Annotated in this window: 19 protein-coding genes and 2 pseudogenes; 8 read left to right on the forward strand and 13 right to left on the reverse strand. The window is 68.7% G+C overall.

Features of this window, described 5'->3' with window-relative positions:
• The first annotated feature begins 266 nt into the window (after positions 1–266).
• Positions 267–2,102 carry an aa3-type cytochrome oxidase subunit I gene (gene ctaD / locus ACZ60E_RS09305; RefSeq protein ID WP_469439187.1) on the forward strand — a complete coding sequence of 612 codons (1,836 nt, stop codon included), beginning with the start codon at positions 267–269 and terminating at the stop codon, positions 2,100–2,102.
• Positions 2,099–2,563 (forward strand): hypothetical protein, encoded by a 465-nt coding sequence (locus tag ACZ60E_RS09310; RefSeq protein ID WP_469439188.1) that lies wholly within the window; start codon positions 2,099–2,101, stop codon positions 2,561–2,563. The genes ctaD and ACZ60E_RS09310 overlap by 4 nt, the downstream gene beginning before the upstream one ends.
• A 48-nt stretch (positions 2,564–2,611) precedes the next feature.
• Here the strand turns inward: ACZ60E_RS09310 and ACZ60E_RS09315 are convergent, their stop codons facing one another.
• Positions 2,612–3,535 carry an alpha/beta fold hydrolase gene (locus ACZ60E_RS09315; RefSeq protein WP_469439189.1) on the reverse strand — a complete coding sequence of 308 codons (924 nt, stop codon included), beginning with the start codon at positions 3,533–3,535 and terminating at the stop codon, positions 2,612–2,614.
• A gap of 255 nt (positions 3,536–3,790) precedes the next feature.
• On the reverse strand, positions 3,791–5,182 hold the full coding sequence (locus tag ACZ60E_RS09320) for a M1 family metallopeptidase (protein ID WP_469439190.1): 1,392 nt from the start codon (positions 5,180–5,182) through the stop codon (positions 3,791–3,793).
• Between the two features lie 431 nt (positions 5,183–5,613).
• On the opposite strand from ACZ60E_RS09320, the gene ACZ60E_RS09325 reads away from it, so the two are divergent.
• Positions 5,614–6,432, forward strand: a complete 819-nt coding sequence (locus tag ACZ60E_RS09325) for an endo alpha-1,4 polygalactosaminidase (RefSeq protein WP_469439191.1) — start codon at positions 5,614–5,616, stop codon at positions 6,430–6,432.
• 95 nt (positions 6,433–6,527) lie between these two features.
• Here ACZ60E_RS09325 and ACZ60E_RS09330 read toward each other — a convergent pair whose 3' ends face one another.
• From ACZ60E_RS09330 to ACZ60E_RS09345, 4 genes are all read right to left on the reverse strand, one after another.
• A complete protein-coding gene (locus ACZ60E_RS09330; RefSeq protein WP_469439192.1) occupies positions 6,528–7,733 on the reverse strand; it encodes an ROK family protein in 1,206 nt (401 codons plus the stop codon).
• A 13-nt stretch (positions 7,734–7,746) separates the two neighbouring features.
• Positions 7,747–9,027 (reverse strand): sugar ABC transporter permease, encoded by a 1,281-nt coding sequence (locus ACZ60E_RS09335; RefSeq protein ID WP_469439193.1) that lies wholly within the window; start codon positions 9,025–9,027, stop codon positions 7,747–7,749.
• Positions 9,024–9,809, reverse strand: coding sequence for an ATP-binding cassette domain-containing protein (locus ACZ60E_RS09340; RefSeq protein WP_384810416.1), 786 nt, complete (start codon positions 9,807–9,809; stop codon positions 9,024–9,026). Before ACZ60E_RS09340 ends, ACZ60E_RS09335 begins: the two co-directional genes overlap by 4 nt.
• Positions 9,810–9,951: 142 nt before the next feature.
• Positions 9,952–11,058 (reverse strand): sugar ABC transporter substrate-binding protein, encoded by a 1,107-nt coding sequence (locus ACZ60E_RS09345; protein WP_384810415.1) that lies wholly within the window; start codon positions 11,056–11,058, stop codon positions 9,952–9,954.
• Between the two features lie 365 nt (positions 11,059–11,423).
• On the opposite strand from ACZ60E_RS09345, the gene ACZ60E_RS09350 reads away from it, so the two are divergent.
• From ACZ60E_RS09350 to ACZ60E_RS09360, 3 genes and pseudogenes are all read left to right on the forward strand, one after another.
• Complete coding sequence (locus ACZ60E_RS09350; protein WP_469439194.1) at positions 11,424–11,960, forward strand: P-loop nucleotide/nucleoside kinase family protein; 537 nt, start codon at positions 11,424–11,426, stop codon at positions 11,958–11,960.
• Positions 11,961–12,340: 380 nt separating this feature from the next.
• A pseudogene (locus ACZ60E_RS09355) lies at positions 12,341–13,309 on the forward strand (ADP-ribosylglycohydrolase family protein).
• A gap of 235 nt (positions 13,310–13,544) precedes the next feature.
• Positions 13,545–14,540, forward strand: coding sequence for a pentapeptide repeat-containing protein (locus ACZ60E_RS09360; protein ID WP_469439195.1), 996 nt, complete (start codon positions 13,545–13,547; stop codon positions 14,538–14,540).
• A 205-nt stretch (positions 14,541–14,745) separates the two neighbouring features.
• Here ACZ60E_RS09360 and ACZ60E_RS09365 read toward each other — a convergent pair whose 3' ends face one another.
• The 3 genes and pseudogenes from ACZ60E_RS09365 to ACZ60E_RS09375 all read right to left on the reverse strand — a co-directional run bounded on the left by ACZ60E_RS09365 (position 14,746) and on the right by ACZ60E_RS09375 (position 17,387).
• Positions 14,746–15,522: a polysaccharide lyase family 7 protein gene (locus ACZ60E_RS09365; protein WP_469439196.1), complete on the reverse strand. Its 777-nt coding sequence runs from the start codon at positions 15,520–15,522 to the stop codon at positions 14,746–14,748.
• A 33-nt stretch (positions 15,523–15,555) separates the two neighbouring features.
• A pseudogene (locus tag ACZ60E_RS09370) lies at positions 15,556–16,419 on the reverse strand (chitinase); the annotation flags it as partial.
• 542 nt (positions 16,420–16,961) lie between these two features.
• Positions 16,962–17,387, reverse strand: coding sequence for a Rid family hydrolase (locus ACZ60E_RS09375; RefSeq protein WP_469439197.1), 426 nt, complete (start codon positions 17,385–17,387; stop codon positions 16,962–16,964).
• A gap of 148 nt (positions 17,388–17,535) precedes the next feature.
• On the opposite strand from ACZ60E_RS09375, the gene ACZ60E_RS09380 reads away from it, so the two are divergent.
• Entirely contained in the window at positions 17,536–18,039 is a 504-nt protein-coding gene (locus ACZ60E_RS09380; RefSeq protein ID WP_384810401.1) for a MarR family winged helix-turn-helix transcriptional regulator, read from the forward strand.
• Positions 18,040–18,101: 62 nt separating this feature from the next.
• Here ACZ60E_RS09380 and ACZ60E_RS09385 read toward each other — a convergent pair whose 3' ends face one another.
• The gene (locus ACZ60E_RS09385; RefSeq protein ID WP_469439198.1) at positions 18,102–18,980 is read right to left on the reverse strand and encodes an SDR family NAD(P)-dependent oxidoreductase; all 879 of its coding nucleotides are present in this window, start codon (positions 18,978–18,980) and stop codon (positions 18,102–18,104) included.
• Between the two features lie 16 nt (positions 18,981–18,996).
• Positions 18,997–19,725, reverse strand: coding sequence for a dioxygenase family protein (locus ACZ60E_RS09390; protein WP_469439199.1), 729 nt, complete (start codon positions 19,723–19,725; stop codon positions 18,997–18,999).
• Positions 19,726–19,835: 110 nt separating this feature from the next.
• Here ACZ60E_RS09390 and ACZ60E_RS09395 point away from each other — a divergent pair, with 110 nt between their 5' ends.
• Positions 19,836–20,279: a MarR family winged helix-turn-helix transcriptional regulator gene (locus ACZ60E_RS09395; protein ID WP_469439200.1), complete on the forward strand. Its 444-nt coding sequence runs from the start codon at positions 19,836–19,838 to the stop codon at positions 20,277–20,279.
• 48 nt (positions 20,280–20,327) lie between these two features.
• Here the strand turns inward: ACZ60E_RS09395 and ACZ60E_RS09400 are convergent, their stop codons facing one another.
• Together ACZ60E_RS09400 and ACZ60E_RS09405 are read right to left on the reverse strand one after the other, a co-directional pair.
• A complete protein-coding gene (locus tag ACZ60E_RS09400; protein ID WP_469439653.1) occupies positions 20,328–21,551 on the reverse strand; it encodes a glycosyltransferase in 1,224 nt (407 codons plus the stop codon).
• Positions 21,552–21,734: 183 nt separating this feature from the next.
• Entirely contained in the window at positions 21,735–22,496 is a 762-nt protein-coding gene (locus tag ACZ60E_RS09405; protein WP_469439201.1) for an isocitrate lyase/PEP mutase family protein, read from the reverse strand.
• Positions 22,497–22,573: the final 77 nt, after the last annotated feature.

Here is a 22,573-nt window from a genome sequence, read left to right on the forward strand (position 1 = left end):
GGCTGTTCAGCCCTGGACGACCCGTACGGGACGCACGTCGTCCGCCGCCGACCGCCACCGCGTGGGTGCTCGCACATGGCTGGACGTGCTCAACCGTTCCCCCGGGTCGCGGCGAAGAGGGGTCCTTGGGCCCACCCCACCGGCCCGCCGCGGGGACTGTTCGGCCCTACCCGACCCTCGTACCGCCGAGCCGATCATGGAGCGGCAGCCGGGAGGCGCCGCAGGCACAGCGCTCAGCGCAAGGGCGAAGGAAAGGGAACCGTCCGGTGGACGAGGCACAGAGACAGCAGCCGGAGGCCGCACGCACGCGTGACGCGGCCCCCGCGACCCCCACGGCGGGCGAAGCACCCGTACGGGTCGACGGGAGCAGCGGCCCATCGCAGCCGGGCGGGAGCCGCCGGACACCCGTCCGTCCGACCTGGGTCGAGTGGCTGACGACCACCGACCACAAGAGGATCGGTACCCTTTACCTGGTATCCGCGTTCGTGTTCTTCATCGTCGGCGGCGTCATGGCCCTGCTGATGCGCGCCGAACTGGCGCGCCCCGGAACGCAGTTGCTGTCGAACGAGCAGTACAACCAGGCGTTCACGATGCACGGCTCGATCATGCTGCTGATGTTCGCGATGCCACTGTTCACCGGATTCGCGAACTGGATCATGCCGTTGCAGATAGGCGCGCCCGACGTGGCGTTCCCCCGGCTGAACATGCTCGCCTACTGGCTGTTCCTGTTCGGCTCGTCGATCGCCGCGTTCGGCTTCCTCACACCGGGCGGCGCCGCGGACTTCGGGTGGTTCCTGTACGCCCCGCTGTCCGACGCCGTGCACTCCCCCGGCCTCGGCGCGGACATGTGGATCATGGGCGTGGCCCTGTCCGGGTTCGGCAGCATCCTCGGCGCGGTCAACTTCATCACGACCATCATCTGTATGCGCGCCCCCGGCCTGACCGTCTTCCGCATGCCGGTCTTCACCTGGAACGTGCTGCTGACCGCCGTGCTGATCCTGATCGTCTTCCCGGTGCTGGCGGCGGCGCTGTTCGCGCTGGAGTGCGACCGCCGGTTCGGCAGCCATGTCTTCGACCCTGCGAACGGTGGCGCGCTGCTGTGGCAGCACCTGTTCTGGTTCTTCGGGCATCCCGAGGTGTACATCCTGGCGCTGCCGTTCTTCGGCATCGTATCCGAGGTGATCCCGGTGTTCTCGCGCAAGCCGATGTTCGGTTACATGGGCCTGGTCGGAGCCACCATCGCGATCGCCGGCCTGTCGGTGACCGTCTGGGCGCACCACATGTACGTCACCGGCGGAGTCCTGCTGCCGTTCTTCTCCTTCATGACCTTCCTCATCGCGGTGCCGACCGACGTGAAGTTCTTCAACTGGATCGGCACCATGTGGAAGGGCTCCCTGTCCTTCGAGACCCCGATGCTCTGGACCGTGGGCTTCCTGGTCACCTTCGTCTTCGGCGGTCTGACCGGAGTCATCCTGGCGTCGCCGCCGATGGACTTCCACGTCTCCGACTCGTACTTCGTCGTGGCGCACTTCCACTACACGGTCTTCGGTACGGTCGTGTACGCGATGTTCGCCGGATTCCACTTCTGGTGGCCGAAGTTCACGGGCAAGATGCTCGACGAGCGCCTCGGGAAGGTCACCTTCTGGACGCTCACGGTCGGCTTCCACCTGACGTTCCTGGTCCAGCACTGGCTCGGCGCGGAGGGCATGCCCCGCCGGTACGCCGACTACCTGGCGGCGGACGGCTTCACGGCACTCAACACCCTGTCCACGATCGGGTCGTTCGTGCTGGGCCTGGCGATCCTGCCGTTCCTCTACAACGTGTCGCGGACGGCCAAGTACACGAAGCCGGTGGAGGTGGACGACCCCTGGGGATACGGACGTTCGCTGGAGTGGGCCACGTCCTGCCCGCCGCCGCGGCACAACTTCTCCGCGCTGCCGCGCATCCGGTCGGAGTCCCCGGCGTTCGACCTGCATCATCCGGAGATCGCGGGGATCGGCGAGAGCGCCGGGATCGCGACGGCCACGAACGGCGCCGCGACCTTGGGCAGCACCTCGTACCCGGCCCCGGCCCCGGCCCCGGCCCCCAGGACGGTGAAGTGACCGTGTCGCACCCCGTCCTGGCGCTGGGCGCCGCGCTGCTGACAGCGGCCGGTCACGTCTGGTACGTCCCGGCCCTCGCCGAGCTGCGCGCGGGCACCGACCGCCCGTTGTCCCGCCGTACCGCCGCCGCGGCCTGCCTGAGCGGCTGGGGCACGACCGGGGCCGTCGCGGCCGTGCTCCTGGTGAGCGGGACCTGGCGAATCCCCTGTGCCGTCGCGGTGGCGGGCACGGCCGTCACGGCCGGCCTCCGCCTGCGTGCCGCCGTACAGCACCGCCGGGAGACGCGGGAGACGGATCGGCACTGGGCGCAGTTGGCCCGGTACGGGCACCGGCCCCCGGCCGGCCCCGACCGCTCGCGCAGAACCCTCGCCGTACTGGTCGCGTCCGGGCTGGCCACGGCCCTGACCACGGCGACGCTCCTGCTGGTGACGGGCGTCGCGTCCGCCTTCACCCCTGACTGACGCTCATCGCCGCCGGGGCCTCGGATGCCTCCCGGCACCCGTGGTGGCTCACCTGGTGATCGTGGCCCGTGCGGTCACCTGCCGGATGGCCTTGAGGGCGACGTCGGGGCGGTCGACGTGGATGTAGTGCCCGCTGCCGGCGGCGGTGCTGACGCGGCTGCGGGCGGAAAGGGCGCGCCACTCCTGCTGGCCCTCGGCCCACATCCGCTCCAGGGCGGGCCCGTAGTCGGGGACCTCGGAGAACTGGGACTCGTGCTTGATGATCCGTACCGGGATGCGCCCCGCCGAACGGACCGGCGCGTCGGCGATGAGGAACTGCTCCGGGTTCTGGCCCTCGTTCACGGCGATGGTCCGGTCGCACAGTTCGGCCGGCATGCCGGTCGCGGACTCGGGGATCGCCTTCCGGATGCCTGCGGTGAGGGCCGGGATCGTGGCGTCCATCAGGACCAGGCCCGCGATCCTGTCCCGGTGGTCGGGGGCGTACCGGGCGGCGATGTAGCCGCCCAGCGAGTGGCCGGCCAGGACGACCGGGCGGTCACCGACGATCCGGTCGAGCACGCCGGTCAGGATCCTGCCGCTGTCGTCGACGGTCTGCATCCCGTTCGGCTGATCGCTCGCGCCCTCCCCGAGCCGGTCGTAGGAGCAGACCCTGCCCTTGTCGCTCAGGGTCTGCTGCAGCGCGGCCATCGTCTCCAGTCCGTCGCCGCCTCCGGCCATCAGGACGACGACGGGCTTACGGGCCACGGTCCGGCCGGAGCACGAGACGTTGACCGCGTGCCCGTCGACGCGGATCTTCTTGGTCCCCGTGAAGCCATCCTCGTGACCGTGACCGTGACCGTGGCCGTGCCGCACGGACGTCGCGGCCACATTCTGCTGGGCCTGCGCGGCGACCTGGCCGTAGCCGACGACGGCGACGCCTGCCACCGCGCAGAACGTCGTCGCCAGTGCGGTCGTCTTGAGGCTGCGGTTCACGTGGATCTCCAAAGCGACAAGGGGACTCAGAAGTAGGGCTGTTGAGGAAGCCGCTCATTCCGAATCGCGGCGACAACGGAGACGCTACGGTTCCGGCGCGCTCGGATCGTCACCTGTCAGAGGCCTCTTGCGCGTAGCTCGCACGGGGGACAACGACGCTCTGCGCGACGTGCTGGACGCGGACATCCAGCACGTCCACATGCGCCGGCGGCACCGGTGACCGCTGGACGGGCTCCCGGCACGGGCCGTCGTCCGCTACAGCGCGGGCTTGCCCTTCGTGAACAGCCATGTCTGGAAGAGGTCGTCGAGCTGTTGGCCCGAGATCTTCTCGGCGAGCCGGATGAAATCGTCGGTGTTCACGTTGCCGTACCGGTTCTGCTTGGTCCACGTCGGGAGCAGCTTGAAGAACGCCTTGTCACCGATGCGCTCGCGCAGGACCTGGAGCGTCATCGCGCCGCGCTGGTAGACGGCGGAGGCGAACATCGTGTCGCGCTGCGGGTCGCCGACGACCGTCTGCCAGAAGGCCGCCTCGGCGGGCCGTGCGTTGTAACCCGCGAGGAAGGCGTCATGGGCGCTCTGGGTGCCCCTGTGCTCGCTCCACAGCCACTGGGAGTAGGTCGCGAAGCCTTCGTTGAGCCAGATGTGCTGCCACTTCTCGACCGAGACGGAGTCGCCGAACCACTGGTGGGCGAGTTCGTGGACGATGGTTCCCTCGCTGCGGACGGCGGAGTAGACCGGCTTGGTCTGGGTCTCCAGGGAGAAGCCGGCCTGCGGCATGTCGTCGACGATCGCGCCGGTCTCCTCGAAGGGGTAGGGACCGAAGATCTTCGACCAGTAGTCGGTGGCCTCGGCCGTGAGTCCGTACACGTCGACGTTGTTGCTGTTCTCCAGCACGGGGTCGATGGCGACGTAGATCGGGGTGCCCGCCGGGGTCGTGCCCTGCTTCACGTTGAACTTGCCGATGGTGGCGGTCGCGAGGTACGTGGCCATGGGCTCGGTCTCGCGCCAGTGGGCGACGGTCTGGTCACCCTTGTCGTACGTGCCGACCAGACGACCGCTGGAGACCCCTGTCAGGCCCTTGGGAGCCTTGATGCGGATGTCGAAGGTGGCCTTGTCGTCCGGGTGGTCGCTGGAGGGGAACCAGGTCGACGCGGCGTTGGGCTCGCACGCGACGAAGACGCCGTCGGTGGTCTTCATCCAGCCGTAGTCGGAGCCGAAGACGATGGGGCCGCTCAGCGGCTCGGGCACGCCTCCGTAGGTGACGGTCACGGTGAACGTCCTGTCCTTGCGCAGGCTGTCGCGCGGGCTGATACGGATCTCGTCGCCCTCGCGCGTGAACTGCGCCCGTCTGCCGTTCACCTCGATCTTCGTCACCTCCAGTTTCTGGAGGTCGAGGTCGAAGGACGAGAGGTTCTGGGTGGCGCGCGCGGTGATCGTGGTGCGGCCGTCGAGCCGGTCGGTGTCGGGGTTGTACGCCACGTCGAGGCCGTAGTGGCGGACGTCGAAGCCGCCGTTGCCGAGCTGGGGAAAGTACGGGTCGCCCACGCCGTCGGCGCCCGGGTGGGGCGCGGGTGCGGCGGCGATCAGGCAGAAGGAGGCGGCAGCTGTGGCCAACGCCCCCAGACGTGCCGAACGGGAGAGTGCCATGGGTCATCCCTTCGCGCGTGTTCCGATGAAACGGACACGCAGACTCTGCACTCTCCCGAATGGGCGTGTACATGACTTGGGTCCGGATTTTTACCAAGTCATCAGGTTTCACCGGGCAGTTGACGCCCGCGCCTTGGATCGCGGCAGTTCGCCAACACGTCGTCAAAGTGCCTCAACTGGTCGAGAAAGCGGACCGCTCGGTGCCAAAGACGAGTTTGGTGGTGAACGTTCCGCAACCGGAACCGGCCGGTTGACATGGCCTGGGCCGCTCGGTTTACTCCCTGCAACGCCAACATCAGCTTTCTGGCGCCAGAGGTACGCCCAGCCGGTAGTGCGGTTCTCGCGACCGCAAGTCCGGACACAGTCGCCAGGACGGACGCATTCAAGCGCAGTCCGAGGCGGGGACGTACCCCCACCTTCTGGAGCTCCACATGCCCCACGCCCATCGCGTGCGATCCCGCAAGCCCGCCGTCGTGGCAGCGTCCCTGACGTGTGCCGTCGTCGGCGCCCTGCTCGTCTCGTCGAACGCGAACGCCGCCGCTCCGGCGGTCGAACTGCCCCCGGTCAACGCGCCCTTCGACTACCAGATCGGCCAGGCCTACACCCCGGCCGCCGATGTCAAGGTCGTCTCGCGTGACCACACCGCCTCCCCGGCCGCCGGCCTGTACAACATCTGTTACGTCAACGCCTTCCAGGCTCAGCCGGGAGCCGAGGACGAGTGGGAGGGCCTGCTGCTGACGGACGCCGACGGAGAGGTCGTCTACGACCCGGACTGGGACGAGGCCTTCCTCGACATCCGCACCGCCGCCAAGCGCCAGCAGGTCGCCGCGAAGGTCAACGCCTGGATCGACAGCTGCGCCGACAAGGGTTTCGACGCCGTCGAGCCCGACAACCTCGACTCCTTCACCCGGACCGACCTGATCAGCAAGGCCAACGCCAAGGCGTTCGTCAGGCTGCTCGCGGACCACGCCCACGACAAGGGCCTGGCCATCGGGCAGAAGAACACGCCCGAACTCTCCACCGAGCGCTCCGCGACCGGCCTGGACTTCGCCGTCGCCGAGGAGTGCGGCGAGTGGAAGGAGTGCGGCGACTACACCGAGGGCTTCAACGACAACGTCATCGTGATCGAGTACAAGCAGAAGTACTTCGACGAGACGTGCGCCCAGTGGGGCGGTCGCCTCAGCGTCGTCCTGCGTGACGTGCTGGTCACCGCCCCCGGCGGCAGCGGATACGTTCGCAAGGCCTGCTGAGGCCCGCTTGAGCCGCTGACACGACCGGGCGGGCCGGCTCCATCCGTGAGCCGGCCCGTCCCCTGTCGGATTCGGTACTACGCCCCGATTCGCCCTTACGCTCCGGCGCGGGCCAGCGTCTCCAGGGGGCCGACCAGGATCTCGGAGAAGGCGAGTTCGGCGGCGCCGATGAGGACCGCGTCGTCACCGAGCTCCCCCACCCGCAGCCGCAGGTTCTCGCGGGAGGGTCTGAGGGCGATGCGGTTGATACGGCTGCGGATCTGGGCCGCTGAGCCGAGGTACACCTCTCGGAGCGTCCCGCCGAAGACGACCGTGCGCGGGTTGAACACATTGACCAGGTTGGCGACGCCGATACCGAGCCAGTCACCGATGTCGTGCAGGGCGGCGCGGGCGGTGATGTCACCCCGGTCCGCCGCTTCCACTACGGCGTGCACGGCTTCCCGGCCGGTGGCCGACGGGTCGCGCCGCGCGGCCTCCAGCAGGGCGCGCTCCCCCGCCTCGGCTTCGAGGCAGCCGTGCGCCCCGCAGCCGCAGGGCCTGCCGTTCCTCGGGTTGACGACCATGTGGCCGATCTCGCCGCCGTAGCCCTGGTCGCCGGCCAGCAACTGGCCGCCGGTGATGACACCGCCGCCGATGCCGATGTCGCCGTGCAGGTACACGAGGTCCTGGCAGCCCGCCCCGGCCCCGCGCAGATGCTCCGCGAGCGCGCCGAGGCTGGCCTCGTTGCCCACCGAGACCGGCAGGCCGAGGCCCAGCAGGCGCATGAGGTCCTCGCCGAACTCCTCGTCCTCCCAGCCGAGATGGGGTGCGGAACGGACGTATCCGTCGGGTCGGCGCACCATCCCGCGGACGGCCGCGGCCACACCGACGCAGTAGGTGCCGTGCCCTGCCGCGTCCACCATGTCCAGCGCGGAGCCGGCGAGAACCTCGGCCACCTTGCCCGCGTGTCGGCGGCCGGGAAGCACCGGGATCTCCCTGCGGTCGAGGAAGACCCCTCCCAGGCCGATGCGGGCGGCGGCCAGCCGGTCCACTCCCACGTCGAGGGCGAGAACGTACACGCGGTCGGACTCGGGCCGTACGACCAGGGACGGCCGGCCGGCCCTGCCGGTGTCCCGGGGCAGTTCCTCGCGGACCAGGCCGGCCGAGCCCAGCTCGCTCACCAGGCCCAGGATGGTGCTGCGGTTGAGCCCCATGCGCTCGGCCAGGACGGCGCGCGACATGGATCCGCCGATGTGCACATGACGGAGCAGGGTGCCGAGGTTGTGCCGGCGGATCTCCTCCTGCGAGGGACCGGCTTTCATGGCACCCCAGACATCATCGTCGTACGGCCCGGCGACGGGACAGCGCATCCACGCCTGCGGCCACCAGCAGAACGGAACCCGTGACAGCGTACTTGACCCCTGAGCTGTACCCCATCAGACCCATGCCGTTCTGGATGACCGCGACGACCATGCCGCCGAGCACGGCGTCGACGACCCTGCCCCGCCCGCCGAACAGGCTCGTCCCGCCGATCACGGCGGCCCCGACGGCCAGCAGCAGCACGTTGCTGCCGCCGGTGTTGGGATCCACCGAGTTGCCCCGGGACGCGGCGATGATGCCGCCGACCGCGGCCAGGGAGGAGCAGATGACGAACGCGGAGATCCGGACGGCGGCCACGTTGATGCCGGCCCGGCGGGCCGCCTCGGCGTTACCGCCCACCGCGTAGATGTGCAGGCCGAACGAGGTGCGCTGCAGCAGGAACGTACCGGCGACGAGCAGGACGGCGATGACCGGCACCACGATCGGCACACCTTTGAGCGAGTCGACGATGACGTTGCGGCTGCGCTCCTGGTTGAGCAGGTGGACGGCGATCGCACCGAGCGCCGCCAGGCCGCCGATCCGGACGGCGAGCAGGGCGGCCGGAGCGGGGGCGAGCCCGCGCCGCCGGCGGTTGCGGCTCTGCCGGAACTGGATCGCCGCGTACGCCCCGACACCGACGGCGAGCAGCACCCAACCCAGCGCCGGGGAGAGGTTGTTGTTGGCGACGGCCAGGATCGTCTCGTCCCGGATCGAGATGTTGGTGCCTTCCTTCAGCAGCATCAGCACGATGCCCTGGAAGCCCAGGAAGGCGGCCAGCGTGACCACGAACGAGGGGATGCCGACCTTCGCCACCAGCAGGCCGAGCAGCAGGCCGATGACCGTGCCGGTGAGGATCGCCGCGCCGGCCGCGCCGTACCAGGGCCATCCGTGGTCGGTGAGCAGGATGGCGAGGACGGCGGCGCAGACCCCGCTGGCGTACCCCGCGGACAGGTCGATCTCGCCGAGGAGGAGGACGAAGACAAGACCCATGGCGATGGCGATGCTGCCCGCGCCCTGGGTGAGCAGGTTGGCGAAGTTCAGCTCGGACAGGAAGACCGGGCGCAGGGCGGCGAAGAACACGCACAGGACGATCAGGCCGAGTACGGCGGGCAGGGCGCCCAACTCGCCGCCCTTTACCCGGTCGACGTAGTTCCATGCGACCGAGCGCAGGCTCGCGGCTCCGGCCGCTCCGTTCTTCTTCGGCGTACCGGGACCGCGCGGCAGTTCCGGCTTCTCGGGGACGACTGCGGCGGTCATGCGGTGACTCCGTTGCTCTGGGCGAGGCCGAGGTCTCCGCTGCGGCCCGAGGTGATGAGTTCGACGACCTGGGAGTGCGTCACGTCCGACGTGCTGACCTGGGCGGCCATCCGGCCCAGGTAGAGGGCGGCGATCCGGTCGGACACCGCGAAGACGTCGTTCATGTTGTGCGAGATCAGGACCACGGCGAGACCGTTGTCGGCCATGCGCCGGACCAGTTCGAGGACCTGTGCCGTCTGGGCGACACCGAGCGAGGCGGTCGGCTCGTCCAGGATGACGACCTTGCTGTTCCACAGCACGGCCTTGGCGATGGCCACGGTCTGCCGCTGGCCGCCGGAGAGACTGGAGACCTGCTGGCGGATGGACTTGACGGTGCGGACCGAAAGACCTTCGAGGGTCTGGGTGGCCATCTCCTCCATCGTCGCGTCGTCCAGGACGAGCCCCCGGCGCTTCTCGCGGCCGAGGAACATGTTCTGCACGATGTCGAGGTTGTCGCAGAGTGCCAGGTCCTGGTAGACGATCTCGACGCCCAGGGCCGCCGCCTCGCGCGGGCTGTGCACCTGGACCTGCTCGCCTTCGAACCAGTACTCACCGCCGTCCGTCGGATGGATCCCGCCGACGCACTTGACCAGGGTGGACTTGCCCGCGCCGTTGTCTCCGACGAGGGCGGTCACCTCTCCCGGACGAACGTCGAAGGACACGTCGTGCAGTACCTGCACGGCGCCGAAGCTCTTGTCGATCCCGCGCAGTCGAAGGATCGGGGTCGTCGGGGTCGCTGTCATGGAAGACGGCTCCTTGGGGTCGTGAGGCCGCGGGTCCCGGGGGAACGGGAGTCCCGGGACCCGCGGTGGGGCCGGTCGGACGGGTCGGGCCCGCCCGCTCGGACGGACCACGGGTGGTTACGGTCCGGTCGGCCGCGCAGGGCTACTTGATGCCGGCCTGGGTGCACAGGGCGGCGTACTTGCCCTTGCACAGCTCCTCCTTGGTGACGAAGCCGTCGTCCACGACGTCCTTGACGTTGTCCTTGTAGATGGCCACCGGCGTCTCCAGCACGGAGGGGACCTCGCGCTTGCCCTCGGGGTCCTTGACGGTCGCGTTCGTCTCGCCCTTCTTGCCCTTGGCGAGGGAGACGGCGAGAGCGGCCGTGGCGTCGGCCTCCTTCTTGACCGCCTTGTAGACGGTCATGCACTGGTCGCCCGCGAGGACGTTCTGCAGGCCCTGCACGCCGGCGTCCTGGCCGGTGACCGGCACCTCACCGTTGCGGTTCTGCTTGCGCAGGACGGCGATGGCCGCGTTGCCGAGAGTGTCGTTGGCGGCGAGCACGCCGCCGATCCTGGGCTGGCTGGTGAGCATCTGCTCGAAGATGGTGCTGGCCTGGCCGCTGTCCCAGTCCGGGACGGACTGGTCCGGGCCCTTCACGTACTCGCCCGACTTGTACTTCGGATCGAGGACGCTGTTGTAGCCCTGGGCGAAGAGAGTGGCGTTGTTGTCGGTCGGTGAGCCGTTGAGGGTGGCGATGATGGGCTTCTTGGCCTTCATGTCCGTCAGGCACTTGCTGAGACCCTCGCCCTGCAGCTTGCCGACCGCGACGTTGTCGAAACTCACGTAGTACTGGGCGGAGCCGCCGAGGGTGAGCCGGTCGTAGTCGATCGTGGCGACGCCCTGCCCCTTGGCCTTGTCCAGAACCGCCTTGCCCGTGCCGCTGTCCAGGTTCACGATCACCAGGACGTTCACACCGCTGGTGATCATCTGGTCCGCGATGGTCTGGAACTCCTGCTTGTCGTTCTGCGCGTTCTGGATGTCGTACTCGACGCCCGCCGCCTTGAACGCCTCGGAAAGGTACTTGCGGTCCGCGGTCTCCCAACGGGGCGAGGACTTGCTGTCCGGGAGGATCACACCGATCTTCGGCTTGGAGCCGGATCCCGAGCCGGACCCGGAGTCACCGTCGTCCGACGAGGAGTCGCCGCAGGCGGTGAGTGAACTGGCCAGCACCACCGAGGCGGCGGTGAGGAGGAGGAATCCCTTGCGCATGGGCAGGGTCCTTTCTGGTGTCACGACCGGACAACCGCACGACCGGACGCACGAGGGCGGTGAGGAGGAAGCCGAGAAACGCGCTCTCGGGGGAATTGCCGGGTGTCGGATGATCCGCCCGGACTGAATGTTGTGAGCGGGAACTTACGACGCTCCGGGGTCCGTGCCCAGAGCGCGGGAAGCGCTATTTGTCATCCGCCATAACAATTAGGTGACGCTGCCTCAACGCGGCGATCCGATGGTGGTGGGGTGGGCGCTGTTCTTGACGTGGTGAGGCGTGTCGTAGGGCGTCGGCTCGATGCCGCGCCGACGACGACGGCGGGAAAGCGGTTGTCCTTCAGGTGGATTCCATGAACCATCCGGGTGTGACCACGTTGTTCCTGACCGTCGGCCTGCCGGGGGCCGGAAAGACCACAAGGGCCCGGCAGTTGGCCGAGGAGCACGACGCGCTTCGGCTGACGCCCGATGAATGGATGATTCCGCTGTTCGGCGAGTCGGAGGCGAACGGCAAGCGGGACGTCCTGGAGGGACGGCTCCTCTCGCTCGGCCTGGAGGCGCTGCGACTCGGAACGAACGTGATCCTGGACTTCGGATGCTGGTCTCGTGACGAGAGATCAGCGATCCGCTGGCTGACGGAGTCCGTGGGGGCGTCCTGCCGCCTTGTGTACGTGCCGGTGGACGTCGAGACCCAGCGGGCCAGGATCGCCCACCGTCAGTCGACCACTCCGGAGCAGACTTTCCCGATGAGCGAGGGGGATCTCTTGCGCTGGAGGGCTCTGTTCGAGGAGCCGGACGCTGTGGAACTCGACGGGGACGGGGACGGGGAGGGGATTGGCGGGGCGCCTGCTGAGTGGCGGGGGTGGGCCGAGTGGGCCGCCGATCGGTGGCCGTCTTTTGGGTGAGGGGTGTTGGGGCTTTGGGATCGTGCGGCCCTTGGGTGCGTCACGCCGGCCTCACCCGAGAGGGTCACAGCATCGGCGTCGATGCCCCTCCGCGGCGCTTCTGGCCGCTGACACCACCCCGTCAACTGGCGCCGCGCCCGCCCTGATCCACGGGCCGAACAGGAAAGTCGTCCAAACCCCCAGCCCGGTGACAACGACGGCGTCGAAACGGCATGACGCGCTGCACAGGGAGATCGCCGCACGGCATCGGCGATCTCCCAACCGAGGCCCCTCAGGCGGTGCGCTCCGTGGAGCGGGGCACGCTTGCCGCCGATGGCAGGTGAACGGAGGAAGGAACAAATGCCGCGCACCCGTCGGCGCGACGTGGATAGCCTGCGTGAGTGAAGCGGATGCAGCGGGCTGTTGGCGCGGTCGTCGGCTCAGCGGTGGGCGACGCGCTGGGCGGCCCCTTCGAGTTCGGGCCCCCGGGAGCTTTCTCCGCGCGGTTTCCCGTGCCTGGTGCGGGTGGCGAGATGTGCGGAGGTGGTGGCTGGGATCCCGGCTAGGCCACTGACGACACTCAGATGGCCGTCCTGGTAGCGCAGTCGCTCCTGGAGCAGGGCGGACTGGATCTGCCGGACGTCTTCGCCCGCTTCCAGCGGTGGGCAGCGTCGGAGCCGAAGGACATCGGCCTCCAGACCGAAGACGTCCTGACCAACGGCATGCCCTGGGATCTGGCCGCCGCGATCCATTTCCAGGTCAACCAACGGGCCGCGGGTAACGGTTCCTTGATGCGGGCATCGACGTCCGCCGTCTACTTTGCGGCCGGCGGCCAGCAGGTCACGATGGACGCGGCCCGCAGCATCGCCGCTCTCACCCACGGCGACCGCGCGGCCTGGGAAGGCACCGCGATCTTCCACGAACTCATCCGCCTGATATTCGAGGACGCCGACCCCCTCACCGCGCTCCCGGACATCCTGGCCGTCGTCCATCCCGAGCACCGGGACCGCTACGCCACCGTCCTCGCCCCCGACTGGCATCCTGATCAGGCGACCGAGTTCAACGGCGCCGTCTGGCCCTGCCTGGGCTCCGCCGTCTGGGCCCTGCGCACCACCACCAGTTTCGAAGGGGCGGTACGCGCGGCGATCGACCTCGGCGGCGACACGGACACCGTCGCCGCGGTGACAGGAGGCCTCGCGGGGGCGTACTACGGACTGGACGCGATCCCCGCCCACTGGACCCAACCCCTCCATGTCCCCCTCCCAGGATTCGGCGGACGGGTCCTTCATCTGTCAGACCTGCTCCATCTTGCACACCGCCTCGAAACCACTCACGCCGGTGATCTGCTGGAGGACGGACGTTGTTGCTGAGACAGGTGTGGGAGCCCGCACAACGATCGGGCCGATTCTCGGCGTCGACGCCGCCCCACGGAACACCGAGGCCGCGGAGTCATGTTGCGCCCCTCTACATGGCGCCGGGGCCAATGCGGCAGGCTGCGACCGGCCGTGCGCCTGGGCAGTCCTGATGGCCATGAACCCACGTCTCCCCCGACGCCGGACCGAACGGCACGGTTTGCGCCTGTGGCCCGTCGGTATCGTCCTGGCCTTGGCTTTCACCACCGCGGTTCTGGTAGGGGCCACGGTCTTCTATGCCGGTTGGGACCTGCTCGGCGCGCGCGAGTTGAAGCCCGAACGTCGCGTCGACTCGACAACGCTGTTCGACTTGATCAAGCTCGCCTTCGGCGTCGTAGCGGGCGCTGGAGCTCTGGTCGCCCTGGTGGTGGCCTACCGGCGTCAGCGCGTCGACGAGGACGGCGCCCTGCGCGACGCCACGCGCCTGCACACCGAACGCTTCACCACCGCCGTCTCGCAGCTCGGCGACGAATCCGTAGCCGTTCGCCTCGGCGGCATCCACGCGCTGGTAGGCCTCGCCGACGACGCACCCACACGAGGACTACGCCAGACATGCATCGATGTTGTGTGCGCCTACCTTCGGCTGCCCTACACTCACGAACCCGACCTCACGGCCGACAATAGGGAAGCCCGGCACACCTACTTGGCCCTGCGGGAGATCCGGCGCACCACCATTCGGCTCATCCGCGATCACCTCCGGCTCCCTCTCGATCATCAACACTCCTGGCAGGGCCACAACTTCGACTTCACCGGCGTCACGTTCGACGGCGGAGACCTCGGCGGGGCGGCGTTCTCCAGCGGCGCGGTCCACTTCCACGGGGCGGTGTTCACCGGCACCGCAATCAACTTCAGAAAGACCGTGTTCTCCGGCGCCACCGTCAACTTCGGCGGCGCAGATCACCTGGGCGGAGCGGACTTCGCCAGCGGCACGGCCAACTTCAGCGAGGCCCTGTTTTCGGGCGGCACGGTCAACTTCCATGAGGCGACGTTCTCCGGCGGCTCCGTCAACTTCAGCAGGGCAGTGTTCTCAGGCGCCACAGTCGACTTCAGCCAGGCGACCTTCTCAGGCGGCACGGTCGACTTCAGCGAAGCGGTAGGAACCGCTCCGACCGGTTTGATTCCGACAGCAGGCCTCCCCCTGCCAGACGGCCTCTTCCTGCCGGCTTCCTGGCAACCGCCCGTTCTCTAGGTTCCTCAGCGGCCTGCTTCGGTGACACCTCCAGCAGGCTGACCGGCCATGTCTCCGGCCCAAGTACATGCGGACGGCAACAGAGTGCGCACAAACGACCAGAACCGCGAGGTTGCGCCGACGACGCGCTGAACGGAGTCGGCCTCCCCCCGGCTACCGCCGCTTCCTGGGGGTGCGCACCCATGGCGCGCACCCCCAGTCGGCGTCAGTTGTGGGCAACCGTCAAGCCGTAGAACGCGACTCGCGCCCCCTTCGTCGTGCTGTCCGAGGAGGACTGGTTGTACGAACCGGCCTTGAAGTACTGCTTGTACGGGTCGAACGACGTCGGGATCGTGTAGTGCGTGGTGCTGCCGTTGACGGTCAGGTCGATGGTGCGGCCGCCCGAGACGGCTATGGAGTACGTCCAGGTCTTGCCGAGCGAGACGTGGCCGACGGTGTGCGGGGTCTGGCCGCCGGCGGGTGAGTTCTCGATGCCCGCCACGATGTCGCCGTTCGCGCGGTAGTACAGCTCGACGAGCGGTTTCGTGGAGGACCCTCCGGAGCCGAGGTGGATCTGGCCCACGCACACGTTGGAGGTCACCGACACCACACGCAGGGTCGCGTTCATACGGTGGTTGCCGCTGAGCGACCAGTCGGCGGCGCTGCCGTTGCGGTTCATCTCCCGCAGTTCGGAGCGGGCGTAGTTGGAGTTGGGTGTGGTGACGCCCTTCTCAGGGGCCCAGAAGGTCATCGCCCCGTCCCGGGTGTCGGTGTAGAAGTACGAGTCCTGGAAGCCGTTGGCGCCCTGGAGCCGGGACGAGGAGATGGTGGTCGGTGAGCCGGGAGAGCCGACGGGCTCCTGCAACTGCCATACGGAGAGGTCGAAGTTGCCGCCCGGAGCCTTGTTCGGGTCGGCCGCGGCGGCGCTGCCGGTGCTCAGGACGGCGATCGTACCGACGAGGCCCGCGACGGTGGCGGTGGCCAGGACTTTGAAGCGCATCATGTGTGGTCCTTCGGCGACGAGGAGCGGTGGGGGTCAGCCGGTGTACTGGGCGAAGACACGCGTGTAGTCCCAGGCGGCCTGGGAGACGCCGGAGCAGCTCTCGGAGTCGCCGCCGGTGCAGGGCCGGTCGCGGTTCGCGGACCAGAAGGTGAGCCGGGCCAGATGGTGCTGCTGGGCGTAGCCGAGGATGGTGCGGAAGTCGGCGACGGTGACCTTCTCGTTCTGGTCGGTGACACCGTTCATGGAGGAGATGCCCATGGTCCGGTAGGCCTGGTCGTCGCTGTAACCGTACGCCTGCTTCAGCGCGGTCTTCAGGCCTTCGGCGGCACGCAGCGTCAGGGTGCCCATGTTCTGGCTTCCGCCGTCGAAGTCGAAGGGCATGATGGTCCAGCTGTCGGTCGACAGGCCCGACGCGGCGGCGCGTTTGATCAGGCTGGTGTCGGGCCCGCTCTGCCCTGTACCGATGGTGATGTGGACCTTCAGGCCCGGGTTGCGGGACTTGACGGTCTTCAGGGCGTCGACGGTGCGCTGCTGCACGGTGGGGCTGTCGTACGCGGCGGCCTCGATGTCTATGTCGATGACCTTGAGCGTGTAGGCGTCGATGACCTTCTGGTAGGCCGCGGCGAGTTCGCTCGCGCTGGAGCAGGAACTCTCCAGCTTGTTGCCGCTGTATCCGCCGAACGACGGGATGGCGTCGCCGCCGCCGTTGCGGATCGTGGTGATGGTGCGCTGGTCGACGCCGCCGGTGAGCGGACGGCTGCCGTCCCACTGCGGGTTGCAGTAGCCGTTGCTGAGGATGAAGGCGAGCGTGAACGACTTCACGCCGGTGGCCTGGGTGATCGTCGTCGGGCTGGGCGGGTTGCCCCAGCCGTTGTAGAGGTACGGGGCGACGGCGGTCGAGGGGGCCGCCGGGGCGGCGTCGGCGTGCGGGGCGGCGAGGAGACCCGCCGCGAGGGGCAGGGCCGCCAGGGCGAGTCCGCCGCGCAGGGCGTGGGAATGGGTACGGGTTCGCACGGTCATGGGGGTGATCGCAGCCTTTCGTCAGGAGCAGACGGTGGGGGAGGCTGGTTCATGGTGATGAACGATGAGTTCACCTATGAACACGCGGTGTGCGGAAGAACCTAAAGGTCTGAACCAAAGGCGTCAAGAGGTACGGAGCAGGCCGTCAGCGGCCCACAGTCGGGCCCCGCCGATTCAGAGCTTCCGATCGGCCGCGCCGGACAACTGCTCTACCGCTCACCGCGATTCGGGCACGCAGCGAGAGGTGCGGCGCCGTAAAGGGGGTTGCGGGCCAGGAGTTGGCGCAGGCCGATGACGGCGCACATCCTGGCGAACACCGTCGACAAGGACCACCCACCTCCTCGCCGAAAACATCGGCGCCCGCGCGCACGAGCTGATGGACGACCGCACCGGTCAACCCCCGCAGCAAACGGCGTGGTTCAGCTCCCGGAGCCGACGATGGCCGTGACTCGTATCTCCACCCGCATGGCGGCGAGCCCGAGGACCGTGACGCCGGCCTCCGTCCAGATCGGCGCGCGGCCGTCGAGGCGGCGGCGGAACTGCTCGGCCATGACGCCGTTGTGGTCGTCGCCGATGACGTCGTCTCCCGGCGCGACCTTGTGGTACGAGTTGACATGGATGACGTCCTTCCATGTCGCGCCGACCGTGGCGAGCGTGCGCTCCACGTTGTCGAAGGCCTGGATGATCTCGTCCTCCAGCGAGTCGGGGATGACCAGGTCGTCATCCACTCCGGCCTGACCGGAGATCTCGACCCGGTCGTCGACGCGGACGGCCCCGCTGTAGCCGAGGGCCGCGTGCAGCTTCTCGCCGTAGCCCGGAACCACGCCGAAAGTGACAGTGCTCATGATGCTTCCTCTTCCTGTTCATGGGGGCGCGTTTCCTCATCCATGAGTTCACGCGTAAAGTGAGACTAACACTCGATGAATTCATGCGTAAAGTGATGGCGGGCTTCACCGAAGAGCGGGGAGCTTCGTGACCAGCACAGGAGGACCCATGAACGGCGCAGGCGAAACCGGCGCGGCCGAACACGAGGACGACGAGGAGCTGCGATGGCTCGACGAGCAGGAGAAGGCCGCGTGGACGGGGATGATCTCCCTCGTTCTGCTGCTGCCCAGCAAACTGGAGTCACCACTGCGGCAGGAACACGGCCTCACCCTGTTCGAGTACCTCGTGCTCAGCCATCTCTCCGAGGCCCCGCAGCGCAAGCTGCGGATGGGAGAACTCGCCTTTCTCGCCAGCGGGTCGCTCTCCCGCCTGTCCAACGTCACCAAACGCTGTGAACAGCGCGGCTGGGTCGTACGGACACCGGACCCGGCCGACGGTCGTTACACCCTCGCCGAACTCACCGACGCCGGCTTCGACATCGTGCGCCTGGCAGCGCCCACGCACCTGCGCTCCGTACGCCGTATCGTCCTCGACTCGCTCAACAGCGCCGACCAGAAGGCGCTCGCCCGCATCGCTCAAAAACTCCGCATCGTCCCCGACGACTTCGGGTGACAGCCGTCCCGCACGACAATCCGAGCCGAGCGGGCACCGAAACAGTTACAGGTACGGCTGGTTCAACTCGTCGGCAGCGGGACGAGACCCAGTACGCGCGCCGTGTCCTCGTACACTCTCGCCGCAAGCTCCGCGTCCCGAGCCGGTTCAGGTGGGGTCGCGGCTGCTTTCCTGGTGAAGAAGCCGCCGTTCGGAGTCAGGGGTGTCGGGGCCGCGGCAAGGCGGACCGGGAGACCGGCCGCCTTCTCCGGCGTCTGGGCGAACAGTCCACTGGCCAGTGACGACGCCTTCAGCAATCCGCCGGACTTGCTGTTGAACGCCGTTCTGACGACACCCGGGTTGGCACTGTAGACGTGCATTCCAGTCGGCAGCCTGGTCGCGAGCGCGGTGGTCGCCAGTACGCCGGTGAGCTTGGCCGTGCCGTACACGGCGATCTGCGAGAAACGGTCGCGCCAGGAGACGCCGGTGACGTCCGGGGCGTCTACCTCGACGCGTCCGCGCGTCACGAGGTCACTGGAGATGTTGATGATGCGGGCGTCGGGAGCCAGCAGCCCGTCGGCGAGCAGCAGATGGGTCAGGTGGAACGGCGCCAGGTGGTTCAGCGCATGGGTGCGCTCCATGCCGTCGGCGGTCTCCGCGTAGTGCGAAAAGGCCGCACCCGCGTTGTTGACGAGTACGTCGACCTGCGCCACGGTGTCGCGCAGCCCTGCTGCGAGTGCTCGGATCGCGGCGCGGTCCATGAGGTCCGCATGCAGGGCGTGGACCGCGCCCGCCTGCACAGGCACCTGCGCAGGTGCCGCCAGGGTGCGCAGGGTTGTCCGCGCGCTGGGCTCGTCGCGGGTCACGGCGACGACATGGAATCCGGCGGCCAGCAGTTGTCGGGCCGTGGCCTGTCCGAGGCCGCCGGCCGCGCCTGTGACGACGGCAGTTGGGGTGTTCACGGGTGGTGCTCCTCGTTCAGGGACGGACTTGCAGGGTGACGTCGGCCTGGTGGCCGTCCGTGATCGGCCGTACGGTCGGCCAGCTTCCGGGCGAGCCCTTGGCCAGCCGGATCTCGACATCGTTGGTGTTGACGAACGGGCTGCGCCCGCGGTCGGCGTACGGCGGCAGCGACTGTATGTGCGCGGCGAAGTCGTCGGAGAAGTACAGCTCGGTCGTCAGCAGGGGCTTGTCCGCACGGCTGACCCGGACATGGATGTGGACGGTGCGCGGGGTGTACCAGCCGGGCACGATGGTCTGGAACTCGGTCCGGCCGTCGCCGTCGGTGGTCTGCTCACCCCGCAGGAAGGTCGCGCTGTCCGTCGGCCGGAACCGGCGCAGCGTCAACGACACGAGGGCGGGGAACTTGTCCGCGCCGTACCGCTGGTATCCCGAGTAGACCCCGTGCGCGTCGCAGTGCCAGACCTCGACGGTCGCGTCCGGCACGGGTGCCAGCGTGCCCACCTCGACTGTACGGATGCGCAGCAGCAGCGGAGCCCCGTCACGGCCTTCCCGGATGTCATGCCGGTGCGGTGAGCCGCTTACGTAGTACGGCCCGTTCCCCGAGTTCGCGGTGGTCCGGTCGGCGTCGATGGTCGTCGCGTGCTGCATGTACGCCTGGTTGTCTATCCGGCTCAGTACGGCCGTCAGGAGCCGTCGGCGCACTCGGTCGCGCATCGTCCGCGGCCGTTCCCCGGTCACGTTCATGACCGCCCCTCCACACATCTATTACTTGGACTCTCCAAGCATTGCTCCGCCACCTTGCCGAGAGAGGCTTGGAGTTGTCAAGCATTGGAGAGTCCAAGTACTGTGCTCGAATGGACGGTGAGGCTTTGACGTATCAGTTGCTGCGGCTCGTGCACGCCATGGACGGTGCGACGAACAACGCGATCCGCGACGTGATCGCCGAACTCGGACTGACCCACCCCTTGGCCGACGCACTGTGGCAGCTGGATCCGGACGCACCTGCCCCGTCCATGCGCCAGATGGCCGCCCGGTTGCACTGCGATCCGTCGACCGTGACGTTCCTCGCCGACCGGCTGGAGCAGCTGTCCTATGTCAGCCGCGCCCCGGCGCTCAACGACCGGAGGACCAAGGTTCTCCACCTCACCGAGGAGGGGCGCACCGCGAGGCGACGGCTCGTCCACGCGGCCTCCACACGCACGCCGATCACCCACTTGACCGATGCCGAGCAGCGTCAACTGCACCGGCTCATGACCAAGGCGATGTCCGACGAGAACGCACAGAACGACGATGCCTGATGATCGCTGATCGCTGACCGACGAAGGTCAGCGTGAATCTGCCCTACGTCACAGCTGGTCCACGGCGGTGAGGACGGGCCGTACCCCGTCCTCACCGTCGAGCCGGTCCGCCAGTTCCTTCGCTCGCTGCCTGTAGGCGGGTTCGGTCACGGCTCGTGCCACGGCCGCACCGAGAGCGTCCGCGGTGAGCCCGCGCAGCGGAACCGCCGCCGGAGCCACCCCGAGGGAGACGAGCCGCGCGGCCCAGAACGCCTCGTCGAACTGGATCGGCACCGGCACGGCGGGAACACCGGCATGCAGCGTCGCCCCGGTCGTCCCGGCACCCGCGTGATGGACCACCGCGGCCATCCGGGGGAAGAGCGCCGCGTGCGGAACCTCGTCGACGGTGAACATGTCGTCGCCGGTGGCCGACAGCCCGGCCCAGCCCCGCTGCACGACACCCCGGACCCCGGCCGCACGCAGGGCCCGCACGACCTCCTCCCCCAGCCGCTCCGCATCCGGCACGGTGGCACTCCCCAGCCCGAAGAACACCGGCGGGGGCCCGGCATCGAGGAAGTCCCGCAGCGCGTGCGGGAGTTGGCGGTCCCGGTCGTACGGCCACCAGTACCCGGCGACGCCCAGACCGGGTCGCCAGTCGCGGGGCCTGGGCACCACCAGCGGGCTGAATCCGTGGTGCACCTGCCAGTCGTGCCGCTCGCGGGCCCGGCGGGCGGCACGCGAGCCGAGCGGCGGCAGACCGAGCCGGGCCCGCAACGCCCGGGTCGCGTCGGCGAAGATCTGCTCCACGGCCACGTTGACGGCCAGCCCCGCGAGCCGGTTGCCCGCCGCTCCAAGTGACCGTGTGCCGGTCACCGGCGGCGCGAACTCCCTTGTCGGTGCCATCGGTTGAAGGTAGACGCCCATGCTCGGCAGACCGTGCCCCTCTGCGACGGCGTGACCGAAAGGTCCCAGCGAACTCGACACCAGCAGCACGTCGGCCGATCCGGCGGCGGCCACCAGGTCGTCCGTGATCTGCTCCACGAGCGACCGTGTCATCGCGACCATCCGGGCCAGTTTGCCGATCCCGGTGGCACTGCGGTGCAGTGCGCGCCCTCGTGGGGACTCCAACTCGGCCCGCGGATCCAGCGGCAAAGGACGGAACCCCAGCCCCGCGGCCGCGACCAGGCCTTCGAAGCAGGCATGCGTCACCACCGTGACCTCGTGCCCGCCTTCGGCCAGCCCGCGCCCAAGTCCCGTGTAGGGCGCGGCATCACCCCACGAACCCGCCGTCATGATGGCTACTCGCACGCGGGCCAGTATGACGTCGACAACAGGCAGACGGCCCTCGCCCCGCCGACCCGCCCCCGGCTGACCGTCCGCACAGGCAAGCCACCGAGCAACCGCCACAAAAATGTCGGGCGCCCTTCTCCAAGGGAGAACAAGGGCGCCCGACACTCCATCAACTCGTCAGGGAGATCAGGGCGCCCAAGGCCCGAGCATGTCCTTCATCGCATCGGTCAACGCGATCTGCAGCAGCGGACCGTAGGTGATCCGGCCGACGCCGAGACGGCGGAAGCGCTCAAGGTCGTGCTTGACGGGGTGGGCCGTGGAGTTCACCGGGATGGCGACGGCGGCGATCACCGCCGTGAGCAGGTCGTCGTTGTCCTGGATGCCCACCGGGTAGACGCTGTCGGCACCGGCCTGCTCCAAGGCCCGCAGGCGCTCGATCGCCTCGTCGAGGACACCGGCGGCGTCCTTCGCGTGCATGAAGAGGTCGGTGCGTCCGTTGACCCATACCGGGACGCCGGCGTCGTCGGCCGCCGCGCGCAGGCCTGCGATGTAGTTCGCGTGCTCCTGCGTGTCGCGCACGCGTCCGCCGTCCGAGTGGACGGTGTCCTCGACGTTGAGACCGACGCCGCCGACCTCGATGAGTCCGGCGACAAGGTCTGCGGGCTTCTGTCCGTACCCGGCTTCCAGGTCCACGGACACGGGGATGTCGACGGCGGCGATGATCGGCCTGACGGCGGCCAGCACTTCCTCGAAGGTCTGCCCTTCGTGGTCCTCGGCCCCCCGGGAGTCGGCAAGTGGATGGCTGCCGATCGTCAGCGCGGGAAATCCGGCGCCGGCTGCCGTCCGCGCCGACCAGACGTCCCAGACGGTCGGAAGCACGAGCGGCTTGTGATCGGCATGCAGCTGCTTCAGGCGCTGAGCGCGCTCAACTGTGGTGCGAAAGTCCATGTCGAGAACGCTACCCCCGGATCGCCACGAACATCGTGCCGGCGGCACGTAGTCTCGATGGGGAGAGGTGCAGCCCG

The sequence above is a fragment of the Streptomyces sp. NPDC102514 genome (genome assembly GCF_055584525.1).